This is a genomic window from Rhizobium etli CFN 42, assembly GCF_000092045.1.
GTDB lineage: Bacteria > Pseudomonadota > Alphaproteobacteria > Rhizobiales > Rhizobiaceae > Rhizobium > Rhizobium etli.
Genome location: NC_007764.1, coordinates 155,666 through 181,653, shown reverse-complemented (window position 1 = coordinate 181,653; position 25,988 = coordinate 155,666). Strand labels below are relative to the sequence as shown.

The 25,988-nt window shown below is 62.1% G+C and carries 25 protein-coding genes; 10 read left to right on the top strand and 15 right to left on the bottom strand.

All coding sequences use genetic code 11. From position 1 onward, the window contains the following. Positions 1-294 precede the first annotated feature (294 nt). From RHE_RS23690 to RHE_RS23675, 4 genes are read left to right on the top strand one after another with little or no spacing between them, the layout of a single operon-like run. Positions 295-1,647: an LLM class flavin-dependent oxidoreductase gene (locus tag RHE_RS23690; protein WP_011427795.1), complete on the top strand. Its 1,353-nt coding sequence runs from the start codon at positions 295-297 to the stop codon at positions 1,645-1,647. Between the two features lie 10 nt (positions 1,648-1,657). Further along, positions 1,658-2,509: an ABC transporter permease gene (locus RHE_RS23685; RefSeq protein ID WP_011427794.1), complete on the top strand. Its 852-nt coding sequence runs from the start codon at positions 1,658-1,660 to the stop codon at positions 2,507-2,509. Between the two features lie 38 nt (positions 2,510-2,547). Further along, entirely contained in the window at positions 2,548-3,531 is a 984-nt protein-coding gene (locus RHE_RS23680; protein WP_011427793.1) for an ABC transporter substrate-binding protein, read from the top strand. A gap of 9 nt (positions 3,532-3,540) precedes the next feature. Then, entirely contained in the window at positions 3,541-4,311 is a 771-nt protein-coding gene (locus RHE_RS23675) for an ABC transporter ATP-binding protein (protein WP_011427792.1), read from the top strand. A gap of 82 nt (positions 4,312-4,393) precedes the next feature. Here the strand turns inward: RHE_RS23675 and RHE_RS23670 are convergent, their stop codons facing one another. Beyond that, positions 4,394-6,208, bottom strand: coding sequence for a chloride channel protein (locus tag RHE_RS23670; protein ID WP_011427791.1), 1,815 nt, complete (start codon positions 6,206-6,208; stop codon positions 4,394-4,396). A gap of 198 nt (positions 6,209-6,406) precedes the next feature. Here RHE_RS23670 and RHE_RS23665 point away from each other — a divergent pair, with 198 nt between their 5' ends. Next, the gene (locus tag RHE_RS23665; RefSeq protein ID WP_041678964.1) at positions 6,407-6,841 is read left to right on the top strand and encodes a MarR family winged helix-turn-helix transcriptional regulator; all 435 of its coding nucleotides are present in this window, start codon (positions 6,407-6,409) and stop codon (positions 6,839-6,841) included. A 91-nt stretch (positions 6,842-6,932) separates the two neighbouring features. On the opposite strand, the gene RHE_RS23660 is transcribed toward RHE_RS23665, so the two are convergent. The 5 genes from RHE_RS23660 to RHE_RS23640 all read right to left on the bottom strand — a co-directional run bounded on the left by RHE_RS23660 (position 6,933) and on the right by RHE_RS23640 (position 10,957). Further along, entirely contained in the window at positions 6,933-7,841 is a 909-nt protein-coding gene (locus RHE_RS23660; protein WP_011427789.1) for a homocysteine S-methyltransferase family protein, read from the bottom strand. Positions 7,842-7,917: 76 nt separating this feature from the next. Then, positions 7,918-8,607: an ABC transporter permease gene (locus tag RHE_RS23655; protein WP_011427788.1), complete on the bottom strand. Its 690-nt coding sequence runs from the start codon at positions 8,605-8,607 to the stop codon at positions 7,918-7,920. 11 nt (positions 8,608-8,618) lie between these two features. Next, complete coding sequence (locus RHE_RS23650; protein ID WP_011427787.1) at positions 8,619-9,344, bottom strand: ABC transporter permease; 726 nt, start codon at positions 9,342-9,344, stop codon at positions 8,619-8,621. A 12-nt stretch (positions 9,345-9,356) separates the two neighbouring features. Further along, on the bottom strand, positions 9,357-10,130 hold the full coding sequence (locus RHE_RS23645) for a transporter substrate-binding domain-containing protein (protein WP_011427786.1): 774 nt from the start codon (positions 10,128-10,130) through the stop codon (positions 9,357-9,359). A gap of 47 nt (positions 10,131-10,177) precedes the next feature. After that, on the bottom strand, positions 10,178-10,957 hold the full coding sequence (locus RHE_RS23640; RefSeq protein WP_011427785.1) for an ABC transporter ATP-binding protein: 780 nt from the start codon (positions 10,955-10,957) through the stop codon (positions 10,178-10,180). 163 nt (positions 10,958-11,120) lie between these two features. Between RHE_RS23640 and RHE_RS23635 the strand changes: the two genes are divergently transcribed. From RHE_RS23635 to mctP, 5 genes are all read left to right on the top strand, one after another. Further along, positions 11,121-11,585, top strand: a complete 465-nt coding sequence (locus tag RHE_RS23635) for an Lrp/AsnC family transcriptional regulator (RefSeq protein ID WP_011427784.1) — start codon at positions 11,121-11,123, stop codon at positions 11,583-11,585. 95 nt (positions 11,586-11,680) lie between these two features. After that, the gene (locus RHE_RS23630) at positions 11,681-13,066 is read left to right on the top strand and encodes a two-component system sensor histidine kinase MctS (RefSeq protein ID WP_011427783.1); all 1,386 of its coding nucleotides are present in this window, start codon (positions 11,681-11,683) and stop codon (positions 13,064-13,066) included. After that, positions 13,063-13,734 carry a two-component system response regulator MctR gene (locus tag RHE_RS23625; RefSeq protein ID WP_011427782.1) on the top strand — a complete coding sequence of 224 codons (672 nt, stop codon included), beginning with the start codon at positions 13,063-13,065 and terminating at the stop codon, positions 13,732-13,734. The genes RHE_RS23630 and RHE_RS23625 overlap by 4 nt, the downstream gene beginning before the upstream one ends. Before the next feature lie 248 nt (positions 13,735-13,982). Next, positions 13,983-14,180, top strand: a complete 198-nt coding sequence (locus tag RHE_RS23620) for a DUF3311 domain-containing protein (protein ID WP_003591841.1) — start codon at positions 13,983-13,985, stop codon at positions 14,178-14,180. Beyond that, complete coding sequence (gene mctP, locus RHE_RS23615) at positions 14,170-15,645, top strand: sodium:solute symporter family monocarboxylate transporter (protein WP_011427780.1); 1,476 nt, start codon at positions 14,170-14,172, stop codon at positions 15,643-15,645. Before RHE_RS23620 ends, mctP begins: the two co-directional genes overlap by 11 nt. A 68-nt stretch (positions 15,646-15,713) precedes the next feature. Here the strand turns inward: mctP and RHE_RS23610 are convergent, their stop codons facing one another. From RHE_RS23610 to RHE_RS23570, 9 genes are all read right to left on the bottom strand, one after another. Then, positions 15,714-17,684: a HAMP domain-containing methyl-accepting chemotaxis protein gene (locus tag RHE_RS23610; RefSeq protein ID WP_011427779.1), complete on the bottom strand. Its 1,971-nt coding sequence runs from the start codon at positions 17,682-17,684 to the stop codon at positions 15,714-15,716. A gap of 442 nt (positions 17,685-18,126) precedes the next feature. Further along, the gene (locus RHE_RS23605) at positions 18,127-19,197 is read right to left on the bottom strand and encodes an LLM class flavin-dependent oxidoreductase (protein WP_011427777.1); all 1,071 of its coding nucleotides are present in this window, start codon (positions 19,195-19,197) and stop codon (positions 18,127-18,129) included. 237 nt (positions 19,198-19,434) lie between these two features. Further along, positions 19,435-19,773 (bottom strand): hypothetical protein, encoded by a 339-nt coding sequence (locus RHE_RS23600; RefSeq protein ID WP_011427776.1) that lies wholly within the window; start codon positions 19,771-19,773, stop codon positions 19,435-19,437. A gap of 92 nt (positions 19,774-19,865) precedes the next feature. Continuing rightward, the gene (locus tag RHE_RS23595; protein ID WP_011427775.1) at positions 19,866-20,963 is read right to left on the bottom strand and encodes an ABC transporter substrate-binding protein; all 1,098 of its coding nucleotides are present in this window, start codon (positions 20,961-20,963) and stop codon (positions 19,866-19,868) included. 49 nt (positions 20,964-21,012) lie between these two features. Next, positions 21,013-22,053 (bottom strand): ABC transporter permease, encoded by a 1,041-nt coding sequence (locus RHE_RS23590; protein WP_011427774.1) that lies wholly within the window; start codon positions 22,051-22,053, stop codon positions 21,013-21,015. Positions 22,054-22,071: 18 nt separating this feature from the next. Next, positions 22,072-23,568, bottom strand: a complete 1,497-nt coding sequence (locus tag RHE_RS23585; protein WP_011427773.1) for a sugar ABC transporter ATP-binding protein — start codon at positions 23,566-23,568, stop codon at positions 22,072-22,074. 107 nt (positions 23,569-23,675) lie between these two features. Next, on the bottom strand, positions 23,676-24,569 hold the full coding sequence (locus tag RHE_RS23580) for an NAD(P)-dependent oxidoreductase (protein ID WP_011427772.1): 894 nt from the start codon (positions 24,567-24,569) through the stop codon (positions 23,676-23,678). Beyond that, positions 24,559-25,113 (bottom strand): gluconokinase, encoded by a 555-nt coding sequence (locus tag RHE_RS23575; protein ID WP_042119755.1) that lies wholly within the window; start codon positions 25,111-25,113, stop codon positions 24,559-24,561. Before RHE_RS23575 ends, RHE_RS23580 begins: the two co-directional genes overlap by 11 nt. 13 nt (positions 25,114-25,126) lie before the next feature. Next, the gene (locus tag RHE_RS23570; RefSeq protein ID WP_011427770.1) at positions 25,127-25,891 is read right to left on the bottom strand and encodes an SDR family oxidoreductase; all 765 of its coding nucleotides are present in this window, start codon (positions 25,889-25,891) and stop codon (positions 25,127-25,129) included. Positions 25,892-25,988 lie beyond the last annotated feature (97 nt).

Sequence of the window (25,988 nt, the reverse complement as noted above, 5' to 3'; positions counted from 1 at the left end):
CCGGCGACACTTCCTGCGGGAACTCGAGCCGAGCAACATGCTTCCTTAAGTATAATACACTCGCGCTAGTCTCTGCTCGTGCACATCGAAGAGCCGCCGCGGGACGGGCTATGTCTTGTCGCGCGCTTCGACGTTGATTTCGAGATTCAGTCCAATCCCGCAAATCTATTCACCCTTCTCCCGAAACTACGGAATAAAGTTTCTCTATTAAATTTATAGAGTACGTATTCTGATGTCCTCAGCGACAGATACCTCGGCAAGACGGGCTGTCGCCGGTGAACGGAGAGGACGCAAATGACGCGGAAAATCAGGCTTGGGGCATTTCTTCCCGGCGGCGGACAGCATGTTGCATCGTGGCGGCATCCCGACCAGCCGGTAGACGGCGCGACCAGTTTCGAATTTCACAAGCAACTCGCCCTGACGGCGGAACGCGGTCTCTTCGATGCCTACTTTCTGGCCGATGGATTGGCCGTCGGTTTCGGTGGAGCGCGTGAAGGCGGCAACGCCCGCGTGGCCGGCTTCGAGCCCGTCACCTTGTTCTCCGCTCTTGCGCCTCTCACCACGCATCTCGGCTTTATAGCGACCTCATCGACCACCTATGAGGAGCCCTATACAACCGCCCGCAAGTTCGCCTCGCTGGATCTGATCTCGGGCGGCCGTGCCGGCTGGAACGTGGTCACCACAACGGGTGACCTCACGGCGCAGAACTTCAACCGTGAAACGCAGCTGCCGCATGCCGAACGATATCGCCGCGCCGCTGAGCATGTCGACGTCGTCCGTAAACTCTGGGAGAGCTTCGAGGATGACGCGTTCATCCGCGATAAGGAGACAGGCGTCTTCTTCGATCCGGCAAAGCTACACGACACCAACCACCGGGGCGAGCATTTCAGCGTGCGCGGCCCGCTCAACGTCTCGCGCTCGCCGCAAGGCCATCCGGTCATCGTGCAGGCCGGACAGTCCGAGGACGGCCGCGAACTTGCCGCAGCAACCGCCGAAGTCATCTTCACCGCCCAACAGCATATCGAAACCGCCCAGGAGTTCTACCGCGACATCAAGGCGCGCGCCCGCGGCCTCGGCCGTAATCCCGATCATATCCTGGTCATGCCCGGCGTCTCCGCCTTCGTCGGCAGGACCGAGGCGGAAGCACGCGAGAAGTATGACCGCCTGACCTCGCTCATCCTTGAAGAAGACGGGATCGGCCTGCTCAACGGTCTCACCGGCGGCACGCTCGACTTGCACGGTTACGATCTCGACGGGCCTCTTCCGCCTGCACCGCCGACCGAAGGCATGAAGAGCCGCCAGGCCCTCATCCGCCAGATCGCAGACGAAAACAACTTCACCATCCGCCAGCTCTACCAGTGGATCGCATCGGCCCGCGGGCACTACACCATTGTCGGCACGGCAGAGCGGATCGCCGATACGCTGCAGACATGGTTCGAAAACGAAGCGGCCGACGGCTTCAACATTTTGCCGCCCTGGCTGCCGACGGCGCTCGACGACTTCGTCGACCTCGTTATCCCGGAACTCCAGCGTCGCGGCCTGTTCCGCACGGTCTATGAAGGCAGGACGCTTCGGGAAAACCTCGGCCTGCCTTTCCCGACAAACCGTTGGGCTGCCGGACGCGCCGTCCTTGAGGCAGCGGAGTGAGGAGAAACCCATGGCCTACGAAATCAATCAAGCTCTCCCGAGAAGCTTCGGCCGGCTGAAAAGCAGCAAAAGCAATAGTTCCCCTCTGGCCTCCCATATGCGCGGAGTGCTCGCGGCGTTTCTGCCGCGCTACGGTCTGCTCATCAGCTTCCTCGTGCTCTGGCAGGTGTCGAGCACCAGAGGCTGGATCAATCCCGCCGTCTTCCCGCCCTTGAACGTGATCCTGTCGGCTCTGTGGACCAATCTTGCCAATGGCGCGCTGCTCGATGACATAGCCATCAGCCTGCAGCGATCCGGAACCGCCTTTGCCTTTGCCGTCGTTGTCGGCATTCCGCTCGGCCTGTTCATGGGCCAGTTTCGCTTGGTCGAACAGGCGCTCGACCCGATCCTGCAGCTCTTCCGGCAGACCTCGGCGCTGGCGCTCTATCCGGTCTTCATCCTCCTGCTCGGGCTCGGTGAAACCTCCAAGATCTTCGTCATCTTCTGGGCGACTCTGTTTCCGGTGCTGCTCTCCACCATCGGCGGCGTCAAGGAAGTGGACAAGAAGCTCATCGAGATGGCGCGCACCTATGGCGCCGGGCCGCTGACCGTCTTCAGCCGCGTCATCCTGCCGGCATCCGTCCCGGCGATCTTCGTCGGCCTGCGTCTTTCTGCGACGACTGCGCTTCTGCTGCTGATCGCTGCCGAGATGATCGGCGCCAACAAGGGCATCGGCTTCCAGGTGATGAACGCCCAGTACAATTTCCAGATCCCGCTGATGTTCGCGGCGATCCTGCTGCTCGCCTTCCTCGGGCTTGCCGCCAATGCCCTGCTCGTTCTCCTGCAGCGCCGCCTCTGCCGCTGGTCGCAGCCGAACGCCTGATCTCTTCCTTAGATTTTCCCCTTCCGAAAGGACTTTCCATGACCTTCCATCCCCGCAACCTTCTCCTGCCGGCCGTGATCGCGCTCGGTCTTGCCACGCCGGCCGCCGCCACCGACACGGTGAAACTGCGCTACCTCGCGAGCCAAGGCGGTCTTGCCGCCCATGAACTCGCCGACGCGCTCGGCTATTTCAAGGACACCGGCATCACGTTTGAGAATGTCGGCTATGCCCAGGGTGGCCCGGCCTCTCTCATCGCTCTTGCGTCCGGGGACGTCGAGATTGGCAGCGCCGCCACCTCAGCCGTCTTGAATTCGATCATCGGCGGCAATGATTTCGTCGCCGCCTACCCATCGAACGGCATCAATGACGAGGTGCAGTCGACTTTCTACGTGCTGGAAGACAGTCCGATCAAAACGATCAAGGACATTGTCGGCAAGAGTATCGCCGTCAATACGCTCGGCGCCCATCTCGATTACACCATCCGTGAAGCCCTGCATTCGGTCGGCCTGCCGAGCGACTCCGCCAACCAGGTCGTCGTTCCCGGGCCGCAGCTCGAGCAGGTGCTGCGCTCCAAGCAGGTTGATATCGCCGCTTTCGGCTACTGGCAGACTACCTTCGAGGGTGCGGCGCTGAAGAATGGGGGCCTGCGCGCGGTCTTCGACGATACCGACGTTCTCGGCGACATCGCCGGCGGCTTCGTGGTCCTGCGCCGCGATTTCATTCAGCAGCATCCCGAGGCTGCGAAGATCTTTGTCGCGCAGTCGGCCCGTGCGCTCGATTATGCCCGCGAACATCCGGAGGAAACCAAGAAGATCCTGGCAAAGGCGCTCAGCGAACGCGGCGAGAACCCTGATATCGCGCAGTATTTCCGCGGCTACGGCGTCCGCGCCGGCGGCCTGCCGGTCGAGCGTGACATCCAGTTCTGGATCGACGTTTTGGTTCGCGAAGGCAAGCTCAAGCAGGGGCAGCTGGCGGCCAAGGACATCATCTATACGGCCGATACCAAGCCGGCAAGCAACTGAGGAACTGCAATGAGCCTCGCCCAGGACATTCGCCGCGGAGAGGTGACGATCCGTCACCTCTCCAAATCCTACAAGCTGAACGGCAGCCATCTGCAGGTTTTGAAAGATATCAACCTTCACATCCGCTCCGGCGAAAGCCTCGCGATCGTCGGCGCCAGCGGTTCGGGAAAGACGACCCTGCTTCGGGTTCTGGCCGGCCTGGAGGAGTCCGATACCGGCGAGGTGCTGGTCGACGGCAAGGCGATCCGCGGCGTCGGCGCGGAACGCGCCGTCATCTTCCAGGAGCCGCGCCTTCTTCCCTGGCTTGACGTCCTCGGCAACGTCGCTTTCGGGCTGGAAACGAGAGGTCTGACCCGCGAGCAGGCGAGGGCGCGTGCGCGCCATTACGTTAAGCTCGTCGGCCTGAAGCAGTTCGAGGCGGCCTATCCCCGGCAACTGTCCGGCGGCATGGCACAGCGCGTCGGCATCGCCCGGGCGCTTGCCGTGCAGCCGGAAATCCTGCTGCTCGACGAACCGCTCGGCGCGCTCGACGCGATGACTAAGATCGGCATGCAGCAGGAGCTCGCGCGGATCTGGCGCGACGAGGATGTGACGACCATTCTCGTCACGCACGATCTCGAGGAGGCGATCTATCTCGCCGACCGGATCCTCATTCTGCCGCGGGAAAAGGGCGCCGAGCCGCGCCTGATCGACATCGATCTGCCGCGCCCGCGCGACCGCAGCGCGCCGGAATTCGTCCGCTATCGCGAACAGCTGCTGAACCTGTTTGGGCTGCATTGAGGGCCGCAGACGCAAGCGCGCGCCGCATGGGACCTGATCATGCGACGCGCGGCAGTTGCGGCAGCGATGCGGAGAAGCCGCGCTACTGCAACCTGCTCCTGGGCCCTGCGGCGAGGTAAGGCCGACGGTCCAGTTCTGCGGACCTCAGGGAACTGCGCAGCCGCAGCAGATCCTTGCGCGCGATCAAGCCGCACAGTCTGCCCGATGCCGGATTGACGATCGGAATACGCCCATTGTCCGTCGACAGCATCAAATCGGCAATGAAGGCGACAGTATCGTCAGGATGCCCGACGGGAACGGAATCATCTGTGACGGTTTCACCAAGCGTGTGGGCCGCGATATCAGGTTTTCCCTGCCAGAGCAGGATATCCGCCCTCGATACGATGCCAGTCAACTTGCCTGCCGCATCGACGACCGGATAGATCCGGCGGGTCTTCGGCCGTGAGGCGAAGAAATCGCATGCTTCCCCGACCGTCATGGTAACGGGAAGTGTGTCGACCTCGCTGATCATGATCTCCCTTGCCCGGGAGAGCTCGAACGGATCGACACCATATTCGCGGGTGATGTGCTGGCCGCGACGCGCGATCTTCTCGGTGAGGATCGAGCGGCGCAAGAGAAGAACCGTGACGGCATAGGCGACCACCGTTGCGGCGAGCAGGGGAACCAGCGTGCTGACGTCGCCGGTAATCTCCATCGCAAAGAAGGTGCCGGTGAGCGGCGCGCGCATGGTTCCGCCCATCATCGCCGCCATTCCGAGCAGCGCCCAGAAGCCGGGATCATTGCCAGGCATGACGATGCCGACCAGCCATCCGAGAGCGCCGCCGAAGATGAGAAGCGGAGCGAGCACGCCACCGGAGGTGCCCGACGAAAGGGCAAACAGCCAGATGATGGTCTTCACCAGCAGGATCGACAGAACTGCCGGCGCCAATAGCCGGTTGTTGAGCAGGCCGTCGATGATGTCATAGCCGACGCCCATCGCTCGCGGTTCGATCAGGCCGCCGAGGCCGATGACGAGACCGCCGAGCATCGGCCACCACATCCAGTGGATCGGGAGCGCCTCGAACAGATCCTCGATCCGGTAGAGCAGCGTCGTCAGCAATCCTGATTGCAGCCCCGATATGATGCCCATCGCCGCACAGGCGAAAATCCCCCACCAGGGCAGGGTCACCTGGAAATGGGTCGGGAACAGCGGGCCAACGCCGAAGAGCAGCGGGCGCCAGCAGATTGACACGCAGGCGGCGACCGCGACGGGAATGAAGCTGCGCGGTTTCCATTCGAATAGCAGCAGTTCGACCGCCAGCATGACGGCGGCGATCGGCGAGCCGAAGATCGCCGTCATGCCGGCAGCGGCACCCGCAACGAGCAGCGTTTTCCGCTCGGTCGCACTCATGTGAAAGAACTGCGCAAACAGCGAGCCGATCGCTCCGCCGGTCATGATGATCGGCCCCTCGGCGCCGAACGGGCCGCCGGTGCCGATCGAGATCGCCGATGACAGCGGCTTCAGCACCGCGACCTTCGGCGACATCCGGCTGCCGCCGATCAGGATCGCTTCGATCGCCTCGGGAATGCCGTGGCCGCGAATTTTTTCCGACCCGAAACGGGCCATCAGGCCGATGACGAGCCCGCCGAGCGGCGGCACCAGTACCACCCATAGCGAGCGCGGCACGGCGGCCAGGGAAGCCGGCTGAATGCCGATCTGTCCGAACCAGATGACATTGGTTACCAGAGCGATCAGGCTGACGAGACACCAGGCCGCAAAGGCGCCTGCGGTGCCGACGATGACGGCCATCCCGACAAGCAGGAGGACCCGTCTGTCGGTGGTGAAGTCTCCGGCCTCGCGCCGGGAAAGGCCGCCCGTGAAATCGTGCGGCCGGTTGCTGTGTTGGTGCTGCGCCATGGAAGCCTCGAAAGCGGGTCGGTTTGTGCAGCGTCATTATATCGTAGTACGATATAAATCAATGGACGAATACGGGAAGGCGAAAATGTCTCGCCGGGTGCCTCACTTGACCGGCTTGCGTCTGCCCATCTATTCGAGATCGGCAATAGTGCGCGCAAGGATCGCCTCCTGCGAACCAAGCGGCAGAGGAGAACGAGTGTGAAGAAAACCCTGCCGCCGCTGAGACAGGAGGATTATGAGGCGCTCGCCGACCTTAGGTTCGCGCTTCGCCAGTTCATGGACTTCAGCGCCTCAGCCGCCCAGTCGGAAGGACTGCCCGTCCAGCAGCATCAGGCGCTGCTGGCGATCAAGGGACAACGCGGCGAAGCGATGACTATCGGCATGCTGGCCGAGCGGCTGATCATCGCGCCGCATACGGCAACCGAGCTCGTCGGACGGCTTTCGGATGCCGGGCTGGTCGAACGCCATGCCGACCCAACCGACAGGCGCCGTCAGACGCTGCTGCTGACCGACAAGGCCGACGAGCTTCTGACGAGGCTGAGCGCCGTCCACTTGTCGGAAATCCGGGTGATGGCACCGAAACTGATCGAGCTGCTGCTCGAGCTTCAGAAGACGGCGCCGAAGGCGGAGTAATTGGTTTCGTCGCCCGCAGGCGAGGCCACAGAAAGAACCCAACCGCTGCGTGAGCGCCGGCAGTTCCCTCTCGGACGATCAAGCTTCAACCTCAGCTTCGAAGCGTCTTGCCCAGACGATGGATATGGGCAGCACCGATGCCGCAGCAGCCGCCGATGATAGTCGCGCCGGCCTCGGCCCAGGAGCAGGCAAAACGCGAATAGGCGTCATCATTCAGATCGTCGCGGGTCTCGTGCAGGCCTTCATTTGCAGCCGACTCGCCCTGTTCGCCCTCGAAGGCATTGGCATAGACGCCGATTTCGATTCCGGCATCCATCTTGCGGAATACTGCTGCTGCCGTCGCGACGGCCGCCTCCATCACTTCCGGTTTGCTGCAATTGAACAGGAAGGCTTCGGCGCCCGATGACGCGGCCCAGGACGCCGCCGCCTCGACGCTTTCGCCGGAGCGAAGCTTCGGCTCGCCGCTTTCGATATCCGCTTTGTCATCGGCCAGCGTGAAGGAAATCCAGAACGGTTTTCCCGATGCCGCCACCGCCTCGCGGACGGCCTCGCCCTCGGCGATCAGACTCAGCGTCTCTCCGAGCCATATGTCGACGAAGGGGGCGAGGTTTTCGACCAGCACCTTGAGATAATCCTGCACCCGCTCAGGCCGAAAATTCTGCGGCTCGTAGGAGCCGAAGATCGGCGGCAGCGAACCGGCAACCAGCACCTTGCGACCGGTGACAGAATCGGCCGCCTCGCGTGCTAAGCGACCGGCAAGACGGATCAGCGCCGCACCCTCCTTCCGAAACCGGTCCTCGCCGATATGGAAAGGCACCAGCGCATAGCTGTTCGTCGTAATGATCTCGGAGCCGGCGGCGATGAATTCCTTATGCACCTCGCGGACGATATCCGGCGAATTGATCAGCGCCAGCGCCGACCATTCCGGCTGCTTCAATTCGGCGCCGAGCCGCAGCAATTCGCGGCTCATGCCGCCATCGAGAATTCGTGTGGTGCTCATGAAAAGATCTCCATTCAGTCTGTCGCGCTGTTACCGGCGGCGGGCTTTAAAAACAAAGTGAGGAACGTCCGTCCGCCTAACGCCGGACCGGCACTTGCGCTTCGAGACCTCGAAGGACACGGGCGATGACAGCGGTCAGGGCGAGATAGAAGAGGGTGACGACAAGCAGCGGCTCATAGACCAGCAGCGTGTCCTGGCGAACCTTGTTGGCCACGGCATAGAGATCCATCACCGTCACCGTGAAGGCGAGGGGCGTCGCCTTCAGCTGCATGACGATCTCTCCGGCTATGGTCGGAAGGGCGATGCGGATGGCGCGCGGCAGCCAGATGCGTCGGGTCAGCTTCCAGGGCGACAGACCGAAGGCCCGGCCGGCTTCGAGCTCCCCCTTCGGAACGGCAAGCAGGGCGCCGCGCAAGACCTCAGCTTCATAGGCCGCATAATTCAGCGTGAAGCTGACGGCGGCAAAGAAGAAGCCTTCGCGCAGGATCGGCCAGAACAGGCTCTGGCGGATGCCAGGGACCATCGGCAGCAACGAACCGACGCCGTAATAGAGAAGCCATAGCTGGATCAGCAGCGGCGTGCCGCGAAAGAAGGTGCAATAGCCGCGGGCCAGCAGCCGCGTCAGCCTGCCGCCGCTGACCTGCGCGAAGGCGAGGCCTATGGCGATGATGAAACCGAACACCACTGAGATGACCAGCAGCGCCACGGTCTGCCAGGCGCCGGTCAGAAGCAGCGGCCAATAGGAAGAGATCCAGGTGAAACTCATGGGGCGCGGCCTCAGGCGAGACGCGGCTGTCCGCGCCGCACCCGCCCTTCGATCAGCTTGAAGACGACATTGGAAGCGAGCGTGATAGCGAGATAGAGAAGGGCCGAAGCGAGGAAAAAGATAAAATAGTGTTTGGTGCTTGCGCCGGCGAGGCGGGTGGCGAGCGCCAGTTCCTGATAGCCGACGACTGCGACCAGCGCACTGTCCTTGGTGACCGACATCCACAGATTGGCCAGTCCCGGCAGCGCATTCGGCAAGAGCGCCGGCAGCAGGACGCGGCGAAACCGCAGCACCGGCCCCATGCCAAAGGCCTTGGCGGCCTCGATCTGACCGGTGGGAATGGCAAGGATCGCGCCGCGGAGCACCTCGGTCATGTAGGCGCCCTGCACGAAGCCGAGCACCGCGACGGCGGCGACGAAGCCGTTCACGTTGACCGGCGGCAGCTCCAGTGCCGCCAGCAGCCGGTTGAGGCCGTCTGTGCCGGCATAATAAAGGCCGACGATCAGGATCAGCTCCGGAACGGCGCGGATGAGCGTAGTATAGAGATCGAGCATGAGGCGTAGCGCGCGATTGCCAGAAAGCTTCCCGAGCGCACCTCCCGTCCCGAGCAACAGTCCAATGGCGAAGGCGCAGGCCGAGATGGCGACCGTGGAGACCGCACCTGTCAAGAGAACGCCGCCCCACCCCGGAGGATAGGGGGCTAGCAGGTCCAGGATGCCTTGTTGCGCAGTCGCCATCGTCGGGATTGCTTACTTCGCGCCGTAGATATCGAAGTCGAAGTATTTCTTGGTGATGGCGTCATACTGGCCGTTGGCGCGAACGGCAGCGATTGCCGCATTCAGCTTAGCTTTCAGCTCCGTGTCTTCCTTGCGCAGGCCGCCGGAAACGCCGGCGCCGAGAACTTCCTTGTCGTCGGCGACGTCACCCATCTTGGCGCAGCAATCCTTGCCGCCGTCGCTTTTCAGGAAAGCGTCGAGCGCCAGCGAATCGCCGAAGACGTAGTCGATGCGGCCGGAGGCCAGATCCTGGAAAGCCTCGTCGAGCGTCTGATATGTCTTTTCGTCGGCAGCCTCGGCAAAGTATTTCTTGTAATATTCAGACTGGATCGTCGACACTTGGATGCCGATGGTCTTGCCCTTCACATCCTCGGCCGTGGCGCCCGGCTTCTGGTCCTTGGGACCGATCAGGGTGCTTGGCGTGTTGTAATATTTATCGGTGAAGTCGATGACTTTGGAGCGTTCCGCCGTGTTCGACATTGACGACCAGATCACGTCGAACTTCTTGCTCTGGAGAGCCGGAATGAGGCCATCCCAGGAGATTTCGACGATCGAGCATTTCTCCTTCATCTCTTCGCAGACGGCATTCATCAGGTCGATTTCCCATCCCTGCCACTCACCCGAAGCGTTCTTGGCGAAAAAGGGCGGATAGGATTCGTTCATGACGCCGAAGCGGACTTCGGCCTGTGCCGCGACGGCGGAAAGCGCAAATGCGACGCCGGCGAAAAGCGTGGGGAGCAGTTTCATTCTCAGGGTTCTCCTGGTTCGTGTGTGGGTGATGGCTCGATGCGGGATCAGTGGGCGGTGAGACGAGTGAATTCCCGGCAGCGGGCGCTGACGGGCGCCCCGAAGACTTGTTCCGGCGGGCCTTCCTCCTCGATCCGTCCCTGGTGCAGGAAGAGGACGCGGCTCGAGACGTCGCGGGCGAAGCGCATTTCATGCGTGACGATCAGCATGGTCCGGCCCTCTTCAGCCAGATCGCGGATGACTTTCAGCACCTCGCCAACCAGCTCGGGATCGAGCGCCGATGTCGGCTCATCGAACAGCATGACGGCGGGATCGACGCAGAGCGCTCTTGCGATCGCCGCGCGCTGCTGCTGGCCACCGGAGAGGAAGGCGGGATAGGCGTCGCGCTTGTCGAAGAGCCCGACCTTGTGCAGCAGCGCTTCGGCCTTTTCGGTCGCTTCGCGCCTGGAAACGCCCATGACATGCACCGGCGCCTCGATGACATTTTCCAATACGGTGCGATGGGCCCAGAGATTGAAGCTCTGGAAGACCATCCCAAGCCCCGTACGCAGCCGTTCAATCTGCCGCCAGCTCTTCGGCTGCAGTCGCCCGCTGCGGCCGATTTTCAGCGCGACCTCTTCGCCGTTGACGGCGACGCGCCCGCGATCGGGCGTTTCCAGAAAATTGATGCATCTGAGGAAGGTGCTCTTGCCAGAACCTGACGAGCCGATAATGGAGATCACATCCGACTTGTGGGCCTCAGTGGAGATACCCTTGAGAACCTGTTGCGAGCCGAAGCTTTTATGAAGATCTTCGACGCGAAGAGCAGGAAAGGGTTGATCCGACATGCATGGGTCCGGCTGAACTGAATTTGCGAAGGATAATGATAAAGTTGCGCGGTTTTTTCGCGCAATTTTTGTCTCTTCTGCATATTTTGTGCAAAATAATCTTCTTCACGCGGCGAATGCAGCAGAACGCGTGAAATGCTGCGGCAAGAATTAGGACCGGATAATGGAACAACTGGATCGCTTTGACCGTGACATCCTCGATATCGTTCAGCGCGACTGTCAGCTGAAGGCCGAAACGATCGCCGAACGAGTGGGATTGTCGGTCTCGGCCGTGCAGCGGCGGCTGAAGCGGCTGCGCGAGGAGGGCATCATCAAGGCGGAGGTCGCCGTCGTCGACCGGAAGGCGACGGGAACATCGATGGTGTTCATCGTCGGGATGGAGATCGAGCGGGACAATTACGACGCCTTGGCGAAGTTCCGCGTCTGGGCGGAGAAACAGGATCATATCCAACAGGTCTATTACGTCACCGGTGCGGTCGATCTGATCGCGATCGTCACCGCCCGTGACGTCGAGCATTATGACGACATCGCCGCTCTGATCATGGCCGAAAACCCGCAGATCCGCCGCATGCACACGAATGTGGTGCTGCGGGACGTCAAGCTCGGCCAGTTCGTGCCGCTGGAATAGCGCCCGCGCGATCGCCCGACCTTACGGGCAAACCGCTGGACTCGCATCCGTCAAAGCGCATAATTCCCGGTACGAATTCTCGGGAGGACTGATCGTTGACGTTACGACACCAGATCATCGCATTGGCGATCATCCCGCTCGTCATCTCGATCCTTGCGGTCACCACCTTCATCACCTGGCAATCGGCAAATCTCGCCAAGAACAGCATCGACACCTTCGAGCAGAACATGCTGAAGACGAAGGAAGCCGAAATCCTCAATCTGACCAACCTTGCCCTGTCGGCCATCCAGACGATCTATGACAGAGCCGGTCCCGACGACGAGGCGGCCAAGCAGCAGGTGGCTGATATTCTGACTTCGCTCGACTACGGCAAGGACGGGTATTTCTTCGTCTATGATTACGACGGCAACAATATCGTCCACCCCCGCCAAAGCTTCCGGCATGGGCACAATTGGATCGATCTCACCGACCCGGATGGCGACAAGGTCATTGCCGAACTGATCGCCACCGCAAAGGCCGGCGGCGGCCTGCATCAGTACAAATGGCAGAAGCCGTCGACCGGGCAGATCGCCGACAAGCTCTCTTTTGTCGTCAGCCTCGACAAATGGCACTGGGTCGTAGGAACCGGCGTCTACCTCGACGATGTCTATTCCCAGAGTGCGGCCGCCAACAAAGTGATGCGCGCCAACATCCGGCGGACCTTCGTCATCGTCGCGCTGATCGCGGTGCCATCGGTGCTTATCGTTTTCACAACCTGCATGCTGCTGACCTTTCGCGAGCGCCGCATGGCCGATAGCCGCCTGAAGGAGTTGATGCAGCGGGTCATCGACACCCAGGAAGAAGAGCGCACTCGGCTGGCGCGCGAACTGCATGACGGCATTTCCCAGACCCTTCTCGGCGTTCGTTATGCGATGGATCTTGCCGGCCGCAAGGTCAGGACCAATGTCGACGATGCGGCGCAGACCATCGAGCGCGGCGTCGAGGCGCTGAACGGCGCCATCAAGGAAATCCGGCTGCTCTCGCACGATCTGCGCCCGCGCGTGCTCGACGATCTCGGCCTGACGGCTGCACTGGAAGCACTGTGTCACCACTTTGCCGACCGGACGGGAATCGAGACGAAGATCGACGCCTCGGGCTTCGCAGGCACGCTGAAGGCGGAAGCCAGTACCGCCCTTTATCGCGTCGCCCAGGAGGCCTTCAACAATGTCGAACGGCATTCGGGCGCCTCGAAGCTCTCGGTCAAGCTCTGGAGCGACGGCGGCCGCGCCCGCTTGACCATCTCCGACAACGGGACCGGCTTTGATGGCGCCAGGGATGGCGCCTCCGGCGGCGCGGGCCTCGGCCTGCGCAACATGCAGGAGCGAATGGCGCACTTCCGGGGCCTGCTCCTCATCAACAGCAGCGAGGCCGGCACGACGCTGACGGCGATGATGCCGAGATCGGCCAATCTTGCCGCCGGCAAACAGGCGGAAGCCGCATGAACGAAGGGGCGAAAATCAGGGTGCTCCTGATCGACAACCACCCGCTGGTGCTGGATGGATTGAAAGCCGTGCTCGAGACATTCGATCATATCGAGGTCGCAGGCACCGCCGGTCTCGCGCAAACCGGACTCGATATCGCCCGGCAGATCCAGCCGCAGGTGGTGCTGATGGACATCAACATGCCGAAGCTCAGCGGCATCGATGCGATCGAGCTGTTCAGGAGCGAACTTCCGCAGACCCGCGTCGTGATGCTCTCCATGCATGACAGCCGCGAGTATATCTCCTCTTCGGTGATGCGCGGCGCCGCCGGTTATGTTCTGAAAGACGTCTCCACAGAGGAGATCGTCGCGGCGATCGAGACCGTCGCGGATGGCGGCACCTATTTCTCCTCCGGCGTCTTCGACGCGCTGATGAGGGAACGGGCGGAGCAGGGGAGCGATCCCTTGACGCCGCGCGAGCGCGACACGCTCGGGCTGATCGTTGCCGGCCGCAGCAACCGCGAGATCGCTGAAGTGCTCGGGATAAGCGCTGCCACGGCGGAAACCCATCGCAAAAACCTCAAGAAGAAACTTGGCATCGCCACCACCGCAGGCCTGATCCGCTACGCGCTCGATCACGGCATCGCCTCGAAAATCGACGCGAATTCGCACCTACCCACTTCTGGGTAGGTCCCGGTATTTTGGCACTGCGCCCATCTTGTGGGGATAAAACCGACGCCCTAGGACTCCATTCGCGGCCGGCCAAGTGCCAAGCCGTTGGGAGGAATTCACATGCGTTACATCAGCTTCCGATCCGCCGGAAAAGCTCGAGCGACCCGAACCGGGCCTGCTGCCGCCGCCGGCTGATAGACCTGCCTTCCACGCCGACAACTGGAACATGGCGACCGCCAATTGCGGCGCCTGAAAGGTACTCCGACATGGAAAAACCACGTAGCAAGGCAGCGCTGTGGCTGCTGATCATTCCGTACATAGGTCTGCTCTGGCCGGCATTCTACAATCTCCGCGAGCCGTCGCTTTTCGGCTTTCCCTTCTTCTACTGGTATCAGCTTCTCTGGGTGCCGATTACCGCGACATTGACCTGGATCGCCTATCGGAGCGTTCGCCATGACGACTGACATCAACGGCACGGCGCTTGCCGTCTTCATCTTCTTCTTCGCCCTCGTCACGGTCATGGGATTCGTCGCCAGCCGCTGGCGCAAGCCCGAGACCCTCGCCCATATCGATGAATGGGGTCTCGGCGGACGCAACTTCGGCACCTGGATCACCTGGTTCCTCGTCGGCGGCGATTTCTACACTGCCTATACCGTCATCGCCGTCCCGGCGCTGGTCTATACCGTCGGCGCCTACGGCTTCTTCGCGCTACCCTACACGATCGTCGTCTATCCCTTCGTCTTCATGGTCATGCCGGTTCTGTGGAAACGCGCCAAGGAATTCGGCTATGTCACGGCGGCCGACGTCGTCCACGGCCAATACGGATCACGCGGTCTCGAACTCGCGGTCGCCGCAACGGGCGTCATCGCCACCATGCCTTACATCGCCCTCCAGCTCGTCGGCATGACGGCGGTCCTGAAGGCGCTGGGGCTGCATGGCGAGCTGCCGCTTGCAATCGCCTTCATCGTGCTGGCGCTCTACACCTATTCGGCGGGGCTGCGCGCCCCGGCACTGATCGCCTTCGTCAAGGACATCATGATCTATATCGTGGTGATCGCCGCCGTCGCGCTCATCCCGTCGAAGCTCGGCGGCTATGCCAATGTCTTCGCCTCGGCCGATGCGGCTTTCCAGGCCAAGGGCTCCGGCAGCCTGCTGCTCGGCGGCAATCAATATGTCGCCTATGCCACGCTCGCTTTCGGTTCAGCGCTGGCGGCCTTCATGTATCCGCATACGCTGACCGGCATCTTTGCGTCCAACAGCGGCAAGACGATCCGCAAGAATGCGATCCTGCTACCGGCCTATACGCTGCTGCTCGGCCTCCTGGCGCTGCTCGGCTACATGGGTCATGCCGCCAACCTGAAGCTCGACAGTGCGAACGATGTCGTACCGACCCTGTTCAAGACGCTGTTTTCGGGCTGGTTCTCCGGTTTCGCCTTTGCGGCGATCGCGATCGGCGCACTGGTGCCGGCGGCGGTGATGAGCATCGGCGCGGCCAACCTCTTCACCCGCAATTTCTGGAAGGCCTATGTCGACCCCAAGGTCAGCGATGCGGGCGAGGCCAAGGTCGCGAAGGTGACGTCGCTAGTGGTGAAGGTCGGCGCGCTGCTCGTCATCATCTTCCTGCCGACGCAGTTCGCCCTCGATCTGCAGCTGCTCGGCGGCATTTGGATCCTGCAGACGCTTCCGGCCCTGGTCTTCGGTCTCTACACCAACTGGTTCCGCGCGCCCGGTCTGCTTGCCGGCTGGTTCGTCGGCTTCTGCGCCGGCACCTTCCTCGTCTGGGATGCCGGCTGGAAGCCGTTGCACCTGATCAGCCTCGGCGGCGAGCCCTTCACCGTCTACACCGGGCTGCTGGCTCTCGCGGCAAATATCGGCGTCGCCGTCATCGTCAACGCCCTGCTGCCGGCCAAGGTCCCGGCTCGGGCGTAAACCAAAAAATACGAAGGGCAGCAATTGCTGCCCTCGCTATTTCATTTTTCAGCAGATTGCCGTGCGGTTCAGAACTCTTCCCAATCGCCGGCCAGTGCCGCGTTCCCCTGGGTTGCATTCCCCTGGAACGACCTGCCGACCTTGGCAATCATCTGGCGGGCCGGCGAAGGCACGGGCTGAGCATGCTGTGCCGCGGCGGCCGGCTGCGATATGCGCCTCGATGCTGCTGCACCGCCAATATTGAACTGGCCCAGGAGCTGGAACAGTGCGTCGGCTTCCTTGGCGAGTTTGTGAGCGGCAGCTGTGGCCTCCTCCACCATGGCGGCGTTCTGCTGGGTGCCCTGATCCATCCTGTTGACGGCGGTATTGATTTCCTTCAGCCCCGTCGCCTGCTCCTGCGAGGCGCCGACGATGGCGCCGACATTGCCATCGACCTGCTGCACCTGTACCGCAATCTCCTGCAGGGCCTTTCCGGTTTCGCCAACCAGTGCGACGCCGTTTTTGACATGGCCGTTCGAAGCGTTGATCAGCTCTTTGATTTCCTTTGCCGCCTTGGCGGAACGCTGCGCCAGTTCGCGCACTTCCTGGGCGACGACGGCAAAGCCCTTGCCGGCTTCACCGGCGCGGGCGGCCTCGACGCCGGCATTCAGTGCCAGCAGGTTGGTCTGGAAGGCGATCTCGTCGATGACGCCGATGATGCTGCCGATCTCCGTGGCGGAGGATTCGATCTTGCCCATGGCATCGACCGCGTCACGAACGACGCTGCCCGAGCGCTCGGCATTGTCTTTCGTCTTGCGGACGAGCTGACCGGCCTCCTGAGCCCGGTTGCTGGAGTCGGCGACGGTGGTCGTGATCTCTTCCAGGGCGGCGGCAGTCTCCTCGACAGAGGCGGCCTGCTGCTCGGTCCGCTTGGCGAGATCATCCGAAGCCGAACGGATTTCCTGTGCGCCGGCGGCAATGGCGCTGGCGTTCTCGGCAACCTTCTGCATGGCGGCGCGGAGCTTTTCGACCGCCGAATTGAAGTCGGCTCTGAGTTTTTCCAGGGACGGGATGAACGGCGTGCCGATCTGCTGGGTGAGGTCGCCATCGGCCAGCGCCTGCAATGCACTGCCAAGCTGGCCGACAGCCCGGTCCGTCTGCTCGGCAAGCGTGCGGCGTTCGTCGGCATCCTGTTCGAGCCGGTGCCGTTCCGCCACAGCCCGCTTGGCTTCCGCATCGGCTTCCCGCTCCGCCTTTGCCGAAATGGCATCGCGCAATCCCGCGACGGCGCGGGCAAGCTTGCCGATCTCGTCGCCACGCGCTTCGAGGCGACGATCGCCATCGAGATTGCCTTCCGCCATTGCATTCAGCGAAAGCTGCAGTTTTGTCAGCGGGCCAACGATCGTGCGCGCGGTAACGACCGCGGCGAGGACGGAAAGAAGCGCCGCGATACCGAGCGCCGTCAGAACGATCGGCTTAAAGCCGCTTGCCGTGCTGCGGACGTCTCCGCCGATCGATTTGTTCAATGCTTCCTGGTAGTCGATGAATTTATTGATGGCGCCGAGCCAGGCAACGAAGGCTGGCCGCGCCTGTTCGAGCAGGATCTTGCGGGCAGCCTCGCCGTCGCCCTTCTCCTGTAGCGCGATGATCTGGGCGACCAGGGGATTGGTTTTTGCCTGTATGTCGGCGATCTCCTTCAGAATGGACCTTTCCTGGTCGGTCGCGCCAGCCGGGGAGGCGACCATATCAGCCATGCGTTTTTCGTTTTCGGTGTAGGATGCCGCCAGCTTTTCGATCAGTGCCTCGGCCGCCTTGCGTTCATCGACAGACGTCACCAGGGTCACGTCGCGAATGGCGATCGCCCGATCGTGCACGCTGCCGCGATAGTTGATGGCGAACCGCTGCTTGACACTGTTGACGTCGTTGATCGTTTGAAGATTGCTGTTGATTTCGGCGACTTTCACCGTTGAGTAGATGCTCAGGCCGGCCATCAACAAGATCAGGAAGCTGAAGCCAAGAGCGAGACGCACCGCAATCCCGGAATTCTTAATGCTGTTCATTACCACTCTCCGTCGCATGGGAGGTTTGTCACAGGTGTCATTGCTGCCAGGATCGTCGGCGCATCTCGCGCAAATGCGGGAGCTCTTTGGCCGGAGCGCGCATACAATTGGCGGCAGCACATCCAATGTGCGGGCCTCCATCAAGCTGCCAAAGCCGATTTCATGCGCGATCCGGATGCCCGATCGCCCTCATGGCGTAGGTGACCATCTCTGGGACGTCGTTCCGATAAGTTAAAAGGTAAGAGGATATCCTTTAGGGAATGTAAACGGGGTGAGCGGAGCGCCAGTATGCTGCGCCGTTCGTATATTTTGCGGCGTTTTTCTGCGGAGAATGGATAAATGGCAGTATGCTTGGTTGCCGGATGCAGTCGCCATCCATCCTATGTTGCAGATACACTGGTTCTGATCTTCTTGCCCGGCGCCAGGTACCGGCGCCTTCGGCTTATTTACGCAGCAGCGGCAAAAGCTGATCGCCTTGCCGCTTGATCTCAGAGAGATAGGGCGTATCGGACAACACGAAATGCGTGATCCCCAGATCCTGGTATTTGCGCAGCGAGCGGGCGACGTCGTCCGCTGAACCGACCAGCCAAGTGGTGCCTGCACCACCGCCGCCGAATTTTCCCGGAGCGGTATAGAGATTATCGTCGAGCACGTCGCCGCGTTCGTAAAGAGCGAGCAGCCGCAGCTGACCGACGGCAAGCGCGCGTTGGTGATCGTGCCAGCCGGTGCCGTTGCTTCTTGCCATCTCGGCGACCTTCGCCTCAGCCTCGGCCCAGGCCTCGTCCGTCGTGTCGCGGACCAGCGTCGTTATTCGCAGCCCGAATTCCAGCGGCGGGAGGTCGCGGTCGAGCTCTCGGCTCAGTTTTTTAAGTCGCCCGATCCGTTCCTGGACGCCCTCGAGCGGCTCGCCCCAGAAAAGCTGGACATCGGCCTCTGTGGCGGCCACCCGTTCGGCCGCTTCGGAGGCGCCGCCAAAATAGAGTTTCGGGTGCCGGCGGTCGCCGCGCTCCTCAATGGGCGGCACCACGGTGGATTCGGCAACCCGGAAATGATCGCCTGCCCAGGTGACATTTTCTTCAGTCCATAGTCTGCGGACCAGCCGCATGAACTCCTTTGTTCTGCTATAGCGATGCGCCTGATCGCCCTCACTGTCGCCATAAGCCGCCAAGTTGTCCTTGCCCGAGACGATATTGATTCGCACCCGGCCTCCAGTCAGGTGGTCGAGCGTCGCCGCCGCGGAAGCGAAGTTTGCCGGCCGCCAATAACCCGGTCGGATGGCAATGAGCGGTTCGAAGGTGGTGGTCCGCACGGCGAGCGAGGCCGCGACGGTGAAGGTATCGGGACGGCCCCAGCCGGTGCCGATGAGCGCGCCCTTCCAGCCATGCTCCTCCAGCGCCCTCGCATGGCTGGTCAGCGTCTCCAGGCTATTGTGATTTTCGACGGTGGTATCACCGCGATGGCCGGGCCTGACGTCGTTCGGAATATACCACAGAAATTCGGAATGATTACTCATGCGACGCCGCGGGTCTGGTGATCGGAAAGGCTGCAGAAACGATGGGTGGCAGGATGGAATATTATCCACCAAATACGTAGACTATTTAAATAATGGCGGCACTAATAAAAAATTGTGCCAGAGCGCGCAGCCGGATCGGACATCAGCGAATTGTCGATGCGCGGCACACGCAAAAAGCACCTGAGATCCTTGTCCGCAGGCGCTTCTCTGCAAGCTTGATCGCCAGCACCCTCGATGTCAGGCAGTGGCCGGCGGGTATTCATTGGCCTGGAATATGTGATGATGCACCTTGCCGGTGAAGAGCTTCAGGAGCTCGCCGGTGACCTCGCGGCTCTCAAAACGCACGTCGGAGAGAAGCGCCGCGTTCACAGCCTCCATGTGAGGATAGCGAATGGCGAGCGCCATGGCATAAATCGGCGCGCCTTCGTCGCGCTCCATTCCATCCAGCACCCGGATTTCCTCCGCGCCCGGAAATTTCGTCCAGAGCGGGACAAGGCGCTGTCTCACAAAATCGCGAAATTCCTCTTCCCGGCCGGGATGGATTTCGCCTTCAAACAAAGCGTAGCGAATGATCATAGGTTCTCTTTTCCAAAACTCGGGGAGCCGGATCGATGTCGAGGTGATGAAATGAGGGGAGGGCGCATCGGTTGACGCGCCCTGAGGAAGGCTTATTTGCCCCAGATTTTCTTATATTGATCACGGTAGCCGTTATCGGGATCGAAGCTGTTCTTCGGTCCGCCGTCGAATTCGACGTTCGCGCTGGTGACCACGTGAAGCGGCGACACGTAGCCCGACCATGGCGCGCCGGCGAAGGCCCGGTTGAGTTCATCGACCAGCTGCCAGCCCTGGAGATTGAGCGGCTCAGCGACCGTGACGGCCTGGTATTGCTTGGCGCGAATGCGCTGATAGGCGCTCTCCGAGCCGTCACCGGCTGCGACATTCACCGGCTTCCCGTCGCCGGCAATGCCGGCCGAAGCGAGCGAGGGTCCCATGAAGTCATAATAGAGGTCGTTGATCGCCAGCGAGTGCGTCCACTTGGCGCCGTACTTTTGCAAGAGCGACGTGGTGAGCTGCGGCATGCGCTGGGAGGTTTCGGCGATTGGCGTGTCGACATATTCGAGGACGGTGCCGCCGAGATCCTCGATCTCCTTCTTCATCCGGTCGGCCTTGGCGATCGCGATCGCATAGGTGGAGTCGGTGAAGATGATGACGCCCGGCTTGCCGCCGGCGTCGGCGAAGGCCCAGTCTGCCGCCGATTTCGACACTTCCATCGCATCGGTGGTGACGTTGGCAAAGACGCCGACCTCAGGAACCGGGCCGACCGCCGAGGCGGCGTGCCAAGAAACCATCGGAATGCCGGCCGCCTTGGCCGCTTCCATCGCCGGCTTCTGTTCGACCGCATCGAAACCGTTGATGATGATACCATCCGGCTTCAGCGCCATGGCCTGCCCGAAAGCCGCCGTGCGCCCGCCGATCGAACCGGCGCCGTCGAGCACCTTCACCGTCCAGCCGAGGGCGCCTGCCGCCTCCTGAACGCCATTGGCCACGCCGAGGATGCCGCCGTTCTTCATATCGGCGGCAAGGATGACGATGTTCTTGCCGGCGGCACCCTTGGGGCCGCTTGTCGGGCCGTCCCAAGCGCTCACCTTGGAAGCATATTTGTCGACCACCGCCTTGGCGTCGGCCATCGAATCGGCCAGTGCCGGCACGCTGAGCATAACGGCGACGGTTGCGACCGTTGCCTGCAATAAAGTCCTGCGCTTCATGTTCACTCCTCTTGTTTATTTGTTATGAAATGCCGGCGAGCCGGCATCCTCACTTGGACGCGGGCGTGATCCTCCTCACGGCCCCGCGCTTGCGCTGTGCGTAACCTGCGATGCCGATGGCGATCAGCAGGGTTACGCCGTTGAACAGCGGTTCGACGAAGAACGATCCGCCGAATTGCTGAATTCCCGAAATGCCGACCGCCAAGATGATGACGCCGATCAGGGTGCCCCAGACGTTCACCCGGCCCGGCTTGATCGTCGTCGATCCCAGGAACGCACCGACGAGCGCCGGAAGAAGATATTCGAGACCGACGCTCGCCTGGCCGATGCGCAGCTTCGAGGCGAGAAGGACGCCGGTCAGAGCCGCGAGCAGGCCCGAGGTGACGAAGGCGCCCATCACGAATTTGCGGACCGGGATGCCGTTGAGAGCGGCGGCCTTGGGATTGGCGCCGATGGCATAGAGATAACGGCCGATCGGCAGGTATTCGAGCACGATCCACATGCAGATCGCGATCAGGAGTACGTAGAAGCCGGTGATCGGCAGGCCGAAGAGCATGGTGCCGTTCAACGCGTAGAAGCCCTGCGGCAGGACGCCGACCACCTGCCGGCCGCCGGTGTGCCAGAGAGCGAGCGCATAGAGGACTGTTCCGGTGCCGAGGGTGGCGATGAAGCTATCGATCTTCGCCACTTCGACCAGCAGGCCGTTGATGAAGCCGGTGAGGACGCCGAGGGCAAGCACGATGACAACCGCCACCGGCCAGGGCAGACCGTAGACCGTCTGCAGGCTGATGGCGAGAATATGCCAGAGCACGATGCCATAGCCGACGGTCAGGTCGATGCGCCCGGACGCCATTGGGATCATCGCGGCGAGCGACAGAAGCGCGATGATCGCCTTATCGGAGACGATCGAGCGGACGTTCAGGACGGTCGGGAACGTATCGGGCAGCAGGATCGAGAAGAGCACGATCAGGCCGGCCGTCAGGATGACGAGCCCGTAAACCGGGATCAGGCGGCCGATCTTCTGGCCGGTGGACAGGCCGGCCATTTCGCTCTTGGTCGGCTCCAGCGCGGTGGATTCAATGGATTGCATGGCTGTTCTCCCGATGGCTCAAGCCGCTTCCGAGGCAGAGGCGGCTGTTATGACCGCTTCTGTCGTCAGGGCGCTTCCAGTCAGTTGGCTGACGATTTTGCCGCGCGAGAAAACCAGCGCGCGGTGGCAGATATGGGCGATTTCCTCGAAATCCGTCGAGACCACGACGACCGCGAGACCGGCCTCCAGCGCCTGCGTGATCAGGCGGTAGATCTCGGCACGCGCGCCGATGTCGACGCCGGCCGTCGGATCTTCGGCGACCAGCAGCTTGCGTCCGGTCGCCAGCCAACGGCCGACGACGACTTTCTGCTGGTTGCCGCCCGACAGGGCCTCCACCGGCAGATCCGGATCGTTCGGTCGAAGGCCGACCGTTTGGCCGATCGCGTGGGCAAGGTCCGCTTCGCCGCGCGGAGACAAGAAGGAGAAAAGCCCGCGACCAACGGCACCCGGATTGAAGTAGGTGTTTTCCCGGATGGACAGCGACAGCGCGACGGATTCCTCCGTCCGGTCACGGGCGATCAGACCGACGCCCGATGCCATCGCCTGCCGCGGGCTGGAAAGATCCGGCGCCCGGTCATGCAGCAGAACCGAACCGTTGAAGGGTTCGCAGCCGAACAGCGCCCGGCCGATGCGCTCCTGGCCGGCGCCGCGCAGTCCGGCAAGGCCCAGCAACTCGCCCTCGCGGACATCGAAGGAGATCGGGCTCGTGCCGGCGCAGACGAGGTCGCGGACTTTGACGATCGCCTTGCCGGGCTTGATCTCGGACTTGGAAAACAGACTGTCGCCGCTGCGGCCGATGATCATTGTCACCAGTTCGTCGGGTGTCGTCTCGCTGACGGGCTTCTGTCCCACCATGCATCCGTCGCGCAGCACGGCGACGCGATCGGCGATGCGGAAAATCTCGTCGAGCCGGTGGGAGACATAGATCATGCCGACGCCGCGCTCCTTCAGCGGGCGGATCGCATTGAACAGCCGATTGACTTCATCGGCGGGAAGGCTCGCCGTCGGCTCGTCGAGCACGAGAACATCGGCTTCGACGGCAAGCGCCCGGGCAATGGCGACGAGCGATTTTTCGGTGCGCGACAGGGCCGAGACGCGCGTCGTCGGATCGAAGTCGCAGCCGACCAGTTTTAGCGCTTCCTTAGCCCGCGCCTGCGTCCTTCCCCAGTCGATCAGGCCGCTGCGCATCGAGAAGCCCTGCGACAAGCCCATATTCTCGCCGACCGTCATCCACTCGATCAGACCGAGATCCTGATGGATGAAGGCGACCGGCTGGCGCTCGTTCGGTTTCGGCGGGCGATGATGGTAGCTCTGGCCGCGAAAGAGGATGTCGCCATGATCCGGTTTGTAGATGCCGGCAAGCGTCTTGATCAGCGTCGATTTGCCGGCACCGTTTTCGCCCAGCAGCGCCAGGATCTCGCCCTCGCGCAGATCGATCGATACGTCACGCAGCGCCTGCGTGCCGCCGAAGCTCTTGGTGATCGATTGGAACTCCAGCAGTCTCTTGGCTTCCACTGTGGCTCCTCCCAAAGCTGCAGCTGTCCTGATGAAAATATGTTATCGATAACATTCATCGATAGTCAAGCGGAAAGTGACAATCTCCAACGCCGTCGAAGATGATGTCAGTCGGCCTGCAATCCATCGAGAAGGCGCATCATCTCGGCCGAATCCTTCGGCCCAAGACCGGCAGCGCAGAGCAGGCGGTGAATCTCGACCACCGCGCCCGTCATCGGCAGCGGCGTCTTCGTCTTCAGCGCAAAGGCCTGAAGCGAATCCAGGTCCTTCAGCATGTTGTCGATCCTGCCCGTCGGCGAGTAATCGCGGGCCGCGAATTTCGCCATGAACTCCTGCAGGATGCGGCTATCTGCCCTGCCGCCGGCAAGGGCGGCCGGAATAGCCGCCGGATCGACGCCGCCGGCTTCGGCGAGCTTGACCGCCTCCGCAACCGCCTGAAACAGCACGGCGCAGAACAGCTGATTGATCAGCTTCGTGGTCTGGCCGGCGCCGGATTCGCCCATCAGGGTATAATTGGCGGCAAGATGCCGCATCACCACCCGCGCATGCTCGAAATCCTCGGGGCTGCCGCCGGCCATGATCGTCAGTTTTCCGCCAAGCGCACCGGGCACGCCGCCCGATAGCGGGCAATCCACCCATGCCATGCCGGTTTCCTCGCGCAGCCGCTTTGCCATGTCGGCCGTCTCGGCGGGATCAATAGAGGACATGTCAATCAGCAGCTTGCCGGCGTTCGCAGCCGACGCAACACCCTTTTCGCCGAAAACGACGGCACGCACGATATTTGCGTGGTTGAGGCTGAGCACACAGAATTGCGACGCCGCGACCGCATCCTCCACGGAACTCGCGGCGCGAGCCCCGTTGGCTTCCAGCGCCGCGACTTTTTCGGCATCGAGGTCGAACACCGAGACCTTATGCCCGGTCTCGATCAAGCGCGTGATGATTGCCGTACCCATGATGCCGGCACCGATGACGGCGACATCTGCTCTGTAGTCATCCTGCATGAAACCCTCCCTTGATGGCCGCGCCTCTCAGCTCCTCACAAGCCAGCGCCACCATATCATCCAAAGCACCATCGATTGCGACCGTCACGACACCGGGCTCGCCGGTCGGCGGCTCCAGCGTCTGCAGCTGGCTGTCGAGCAGGGAGGCCGGCATGAAATGGCCCTGGCGTGCCTGCATCCGCGACAGCAGAAGCTCGCGCGATCCTTCGAGAAAAACAAACGCCAGGCGCCCGCCCGCCGCCTGTCTCAGCCTGTCCCGATAATTTCTCTTCAGCGCCGAACAGGAAATCACCAATCCGCGCGACGCCTTTTGCGCGGCCCTTATTTCCTCGCCGATCCGGTCGAGCCAAGGCAGGCGGTCATCGTCGGTGAGCGGGAGGCCCTTAGCCATTTTCTCGACATTGGCGGCCGGATGGAGTTGGTCGCCTTCCAGAAACGGCATGCCGTTTTGCGTGGCGACGCATTCTCCAACCGAGGATTTGCCGCAGCCGCTGACACCCATGACGATGACTGCCAGAGGCGGTATCTTTTGCTCGAAGCCCATCGTCGCGTCTCTATCAGAGGCAGGTCGTGATGCCGCCATCGACATAAAGCGTGTGGCCGTTGATGAAAGACGAGCCGCGGCCCGAGAGGAAAACGGCGGCACCGACCAGTTCCTCGACATTGCCCCAGCGTCCGGCCGGCGTCCGCTTCTCGAGCCATGAGGAAAATTCGGGATTGTCGACGAGCGCCTGGTTGAGCGGCGTCTTGAAATAACCGGGCGCGATCGCATTGATCTGCAGGCCGTGCTTGGCCCAGTCGGCGCACATGCCGCGCGTCAGATTGCGCACCGCGCCCTTGGTCGCCGTATAGGGGGCGATGCCGGGGCGCGCGAGTTCGCTCTGCACCGAGGCGATGTTGATGATCTTGCCCTGGCCGCGGGCGATCATGGCTTTGGCGGCTGCCTGGCCGACGTAAAACACGCTCGAAATATTGGTGGTCAGCAGCAGCTCCCATTTGTCCGCCGGAAAATCTTCCAGCGGCGTACGGAACTGCATGCCGGCATTGTTGATCAGGATGTCGAGCGGTCCGATATCGGCCTCGATCGCATCGATGCCCTGTTTGGCGGCATCCTTGCTGGTCACATCGAAGATGGCCGCATGGGCAGAAAGGCCTTGAGCCTTGAGGCTCTCGACGGCTCGTTTGACGCTTTCGGGCGTGCGGCCGTTGATGACGACCTCCGCGCCATGCTGCGCCAGACCCTCGGCGAGCGCGTAGCCGATCCCCTGGCTCGAGCCGGTGATCAGGGCAAGCCGTCCGGTCAGATCAAACAGGTTCTTCATGCAAATCACTCCTCCGGTGTCGCTGCGAATGACGGCTTATACCGCCACTTCAGGTGAAACTCACTTGACATCGCTTTTCCGAATTATATGTTATCGA

Coding starts and splice junctions, on each gene's coding strand:
- RHE_RS23690 (WP_011427795.1), top strand. CDS start 295: ATGACGCGGAAAATCAGGCTTGGGGCATTTCTTCCCGGCGGCGGACAG.
- RHE_RS23685 (WP_011427794.1), top strand. CDS start 1,658: ATGGCCTACGAAATCAATCAAGCTCTCCCGAGAAGCTTCGGCCGGCTG.
- RHE_RS23680 (WP_011427793.1), top strand. CDS start 2,548: ATGACCTTCCATCCCCGCAACCTTCTCCTGCCGGCCGTGATCGCGCTC.
- RHE_RS23675 (WP_011427792.1), top strand. CDS start 3,541: ATGAGCCTCGCCCAGGACATTCGCCGCGGAGAGGTGACGATCCGTCAC.
- RHE_RS23670 (WP_011427791.1), bottom strand. CDS start 6,208: ATGGCGCAGCACCAACACAGCAACCGGCCGCACGATTTCACGGGCGGC.
- RHE_RS23660 (WP_011427789.1), bottom strand. CDS start 7,841: ATGAGCACCACACGAATTCTCGATGGCGGCATGAGCCGCGAATTGCTG.
- RHE_RS23655 (WP_011427788.1), bottom strand. CDS start 8,607: ATGAGTTTCACCTGGATCTCTTCCTATTGGCCGCTGCTTCTGACCGGC.
- RHE_RS23650 (WP_011427787.1), bottom strand. CDS start 9,344: ATGGCGACTGCGCAACAAGGCATCCTGGACCTGCTAGCCCCCTATCCT.
- RHE_RS23645 (WP_011427786.1), bottom strand. CDS start 10,130: ATGAAACTGCTCCCCACGCTTTTCGCCGGCGTCGCATTTGCGCTTTCC.
- RHE_RS23640 (WP_011427785.1), bottom strand. CDS start 10,957: ATGTCGGATCAACCCTTTCCTGCTCTTCGCGTCGAAGATCTTCATAAA.
- RHE_RS23635 (WP_011427784.1), top strand. CDS start 11,121: ATGGAACAACTGGATCGCTTTGACCGTGACATCCTCGATATCGTTCAG.
- RHE_RS23625 (WP_011427782.1), top strand. CDS start 13,063: ATGAACGAAGGGGCGAAAATCAGGGTGCTCCTGATCGACAACCACCCG.
- RHE_RS23620 (WP_003591841.1), top strand. CDS start 13,983: ATGGAAAAACCACGTAGCAAGGCAGCGCTGTGGCTGCTGATCATTCCG.
- mctP (WP_011427780.1), top strand. CDS start 14,170: ATGACGACTGACATCAACGGCACGGCGCTTGCCGTCTTCATCTTCTTC.
- RHE_RS23610 (WP_011427779.1), bottom strand. CDS start 17,684: ATGAACAGCATTAAGAATTCCGGGATTGCGGTGCGTCTCGCTCTTGGC.
- RHE_RS23605 (WP_011427777.1), bottom strand. CDS start 19,197: ATGAGTAATCATTCCGAATTTCTGTGGTATATTCCGAACGACGTCAGG.
- RHE_RS23600 (WP_011427776.1), bottom strand. CDS start 19,773: ATGATCATTCGCTACGCTTTGTTTGAAGGCGAAATCCATCCCGGCCGG.
- RHE_RS23595 (WP_011427775.1), bottom strand. CDS start 20,963: ATGAAGCGCAGGACTTTATTGCAGGCAACGGTCGCAACCGTCGCCGTT.
- RHE_RS23590 (WP_011427774.1), bottom strand. CDS start 22,053: ATGCAATCCATTGAATCCACCGCGCTGGAGCCGACCAAGAGCGAAATG.
- RHE_RS23580 (WP_011427772.1), bottom strand. CDS start 24,569: ATGCAGGATGACTACAGAGCAGATGTCGCCGTCATCGGTGCCGGCATC.
- RHE_RS23575 (WP_042119755.1), bottom strand. CDS start 25,113: ATGGGCTTCGAGCAAAAGATACCGCCTCTGGCAGTCATCGTCATGGGT.
- RHE_RS23570 (WP_011427770.1), bottom strand. CDS start 25,891: ATGAAGAACCTGTTTGATCTGACCGGACGGCTTGCCCTGATCACCGGC.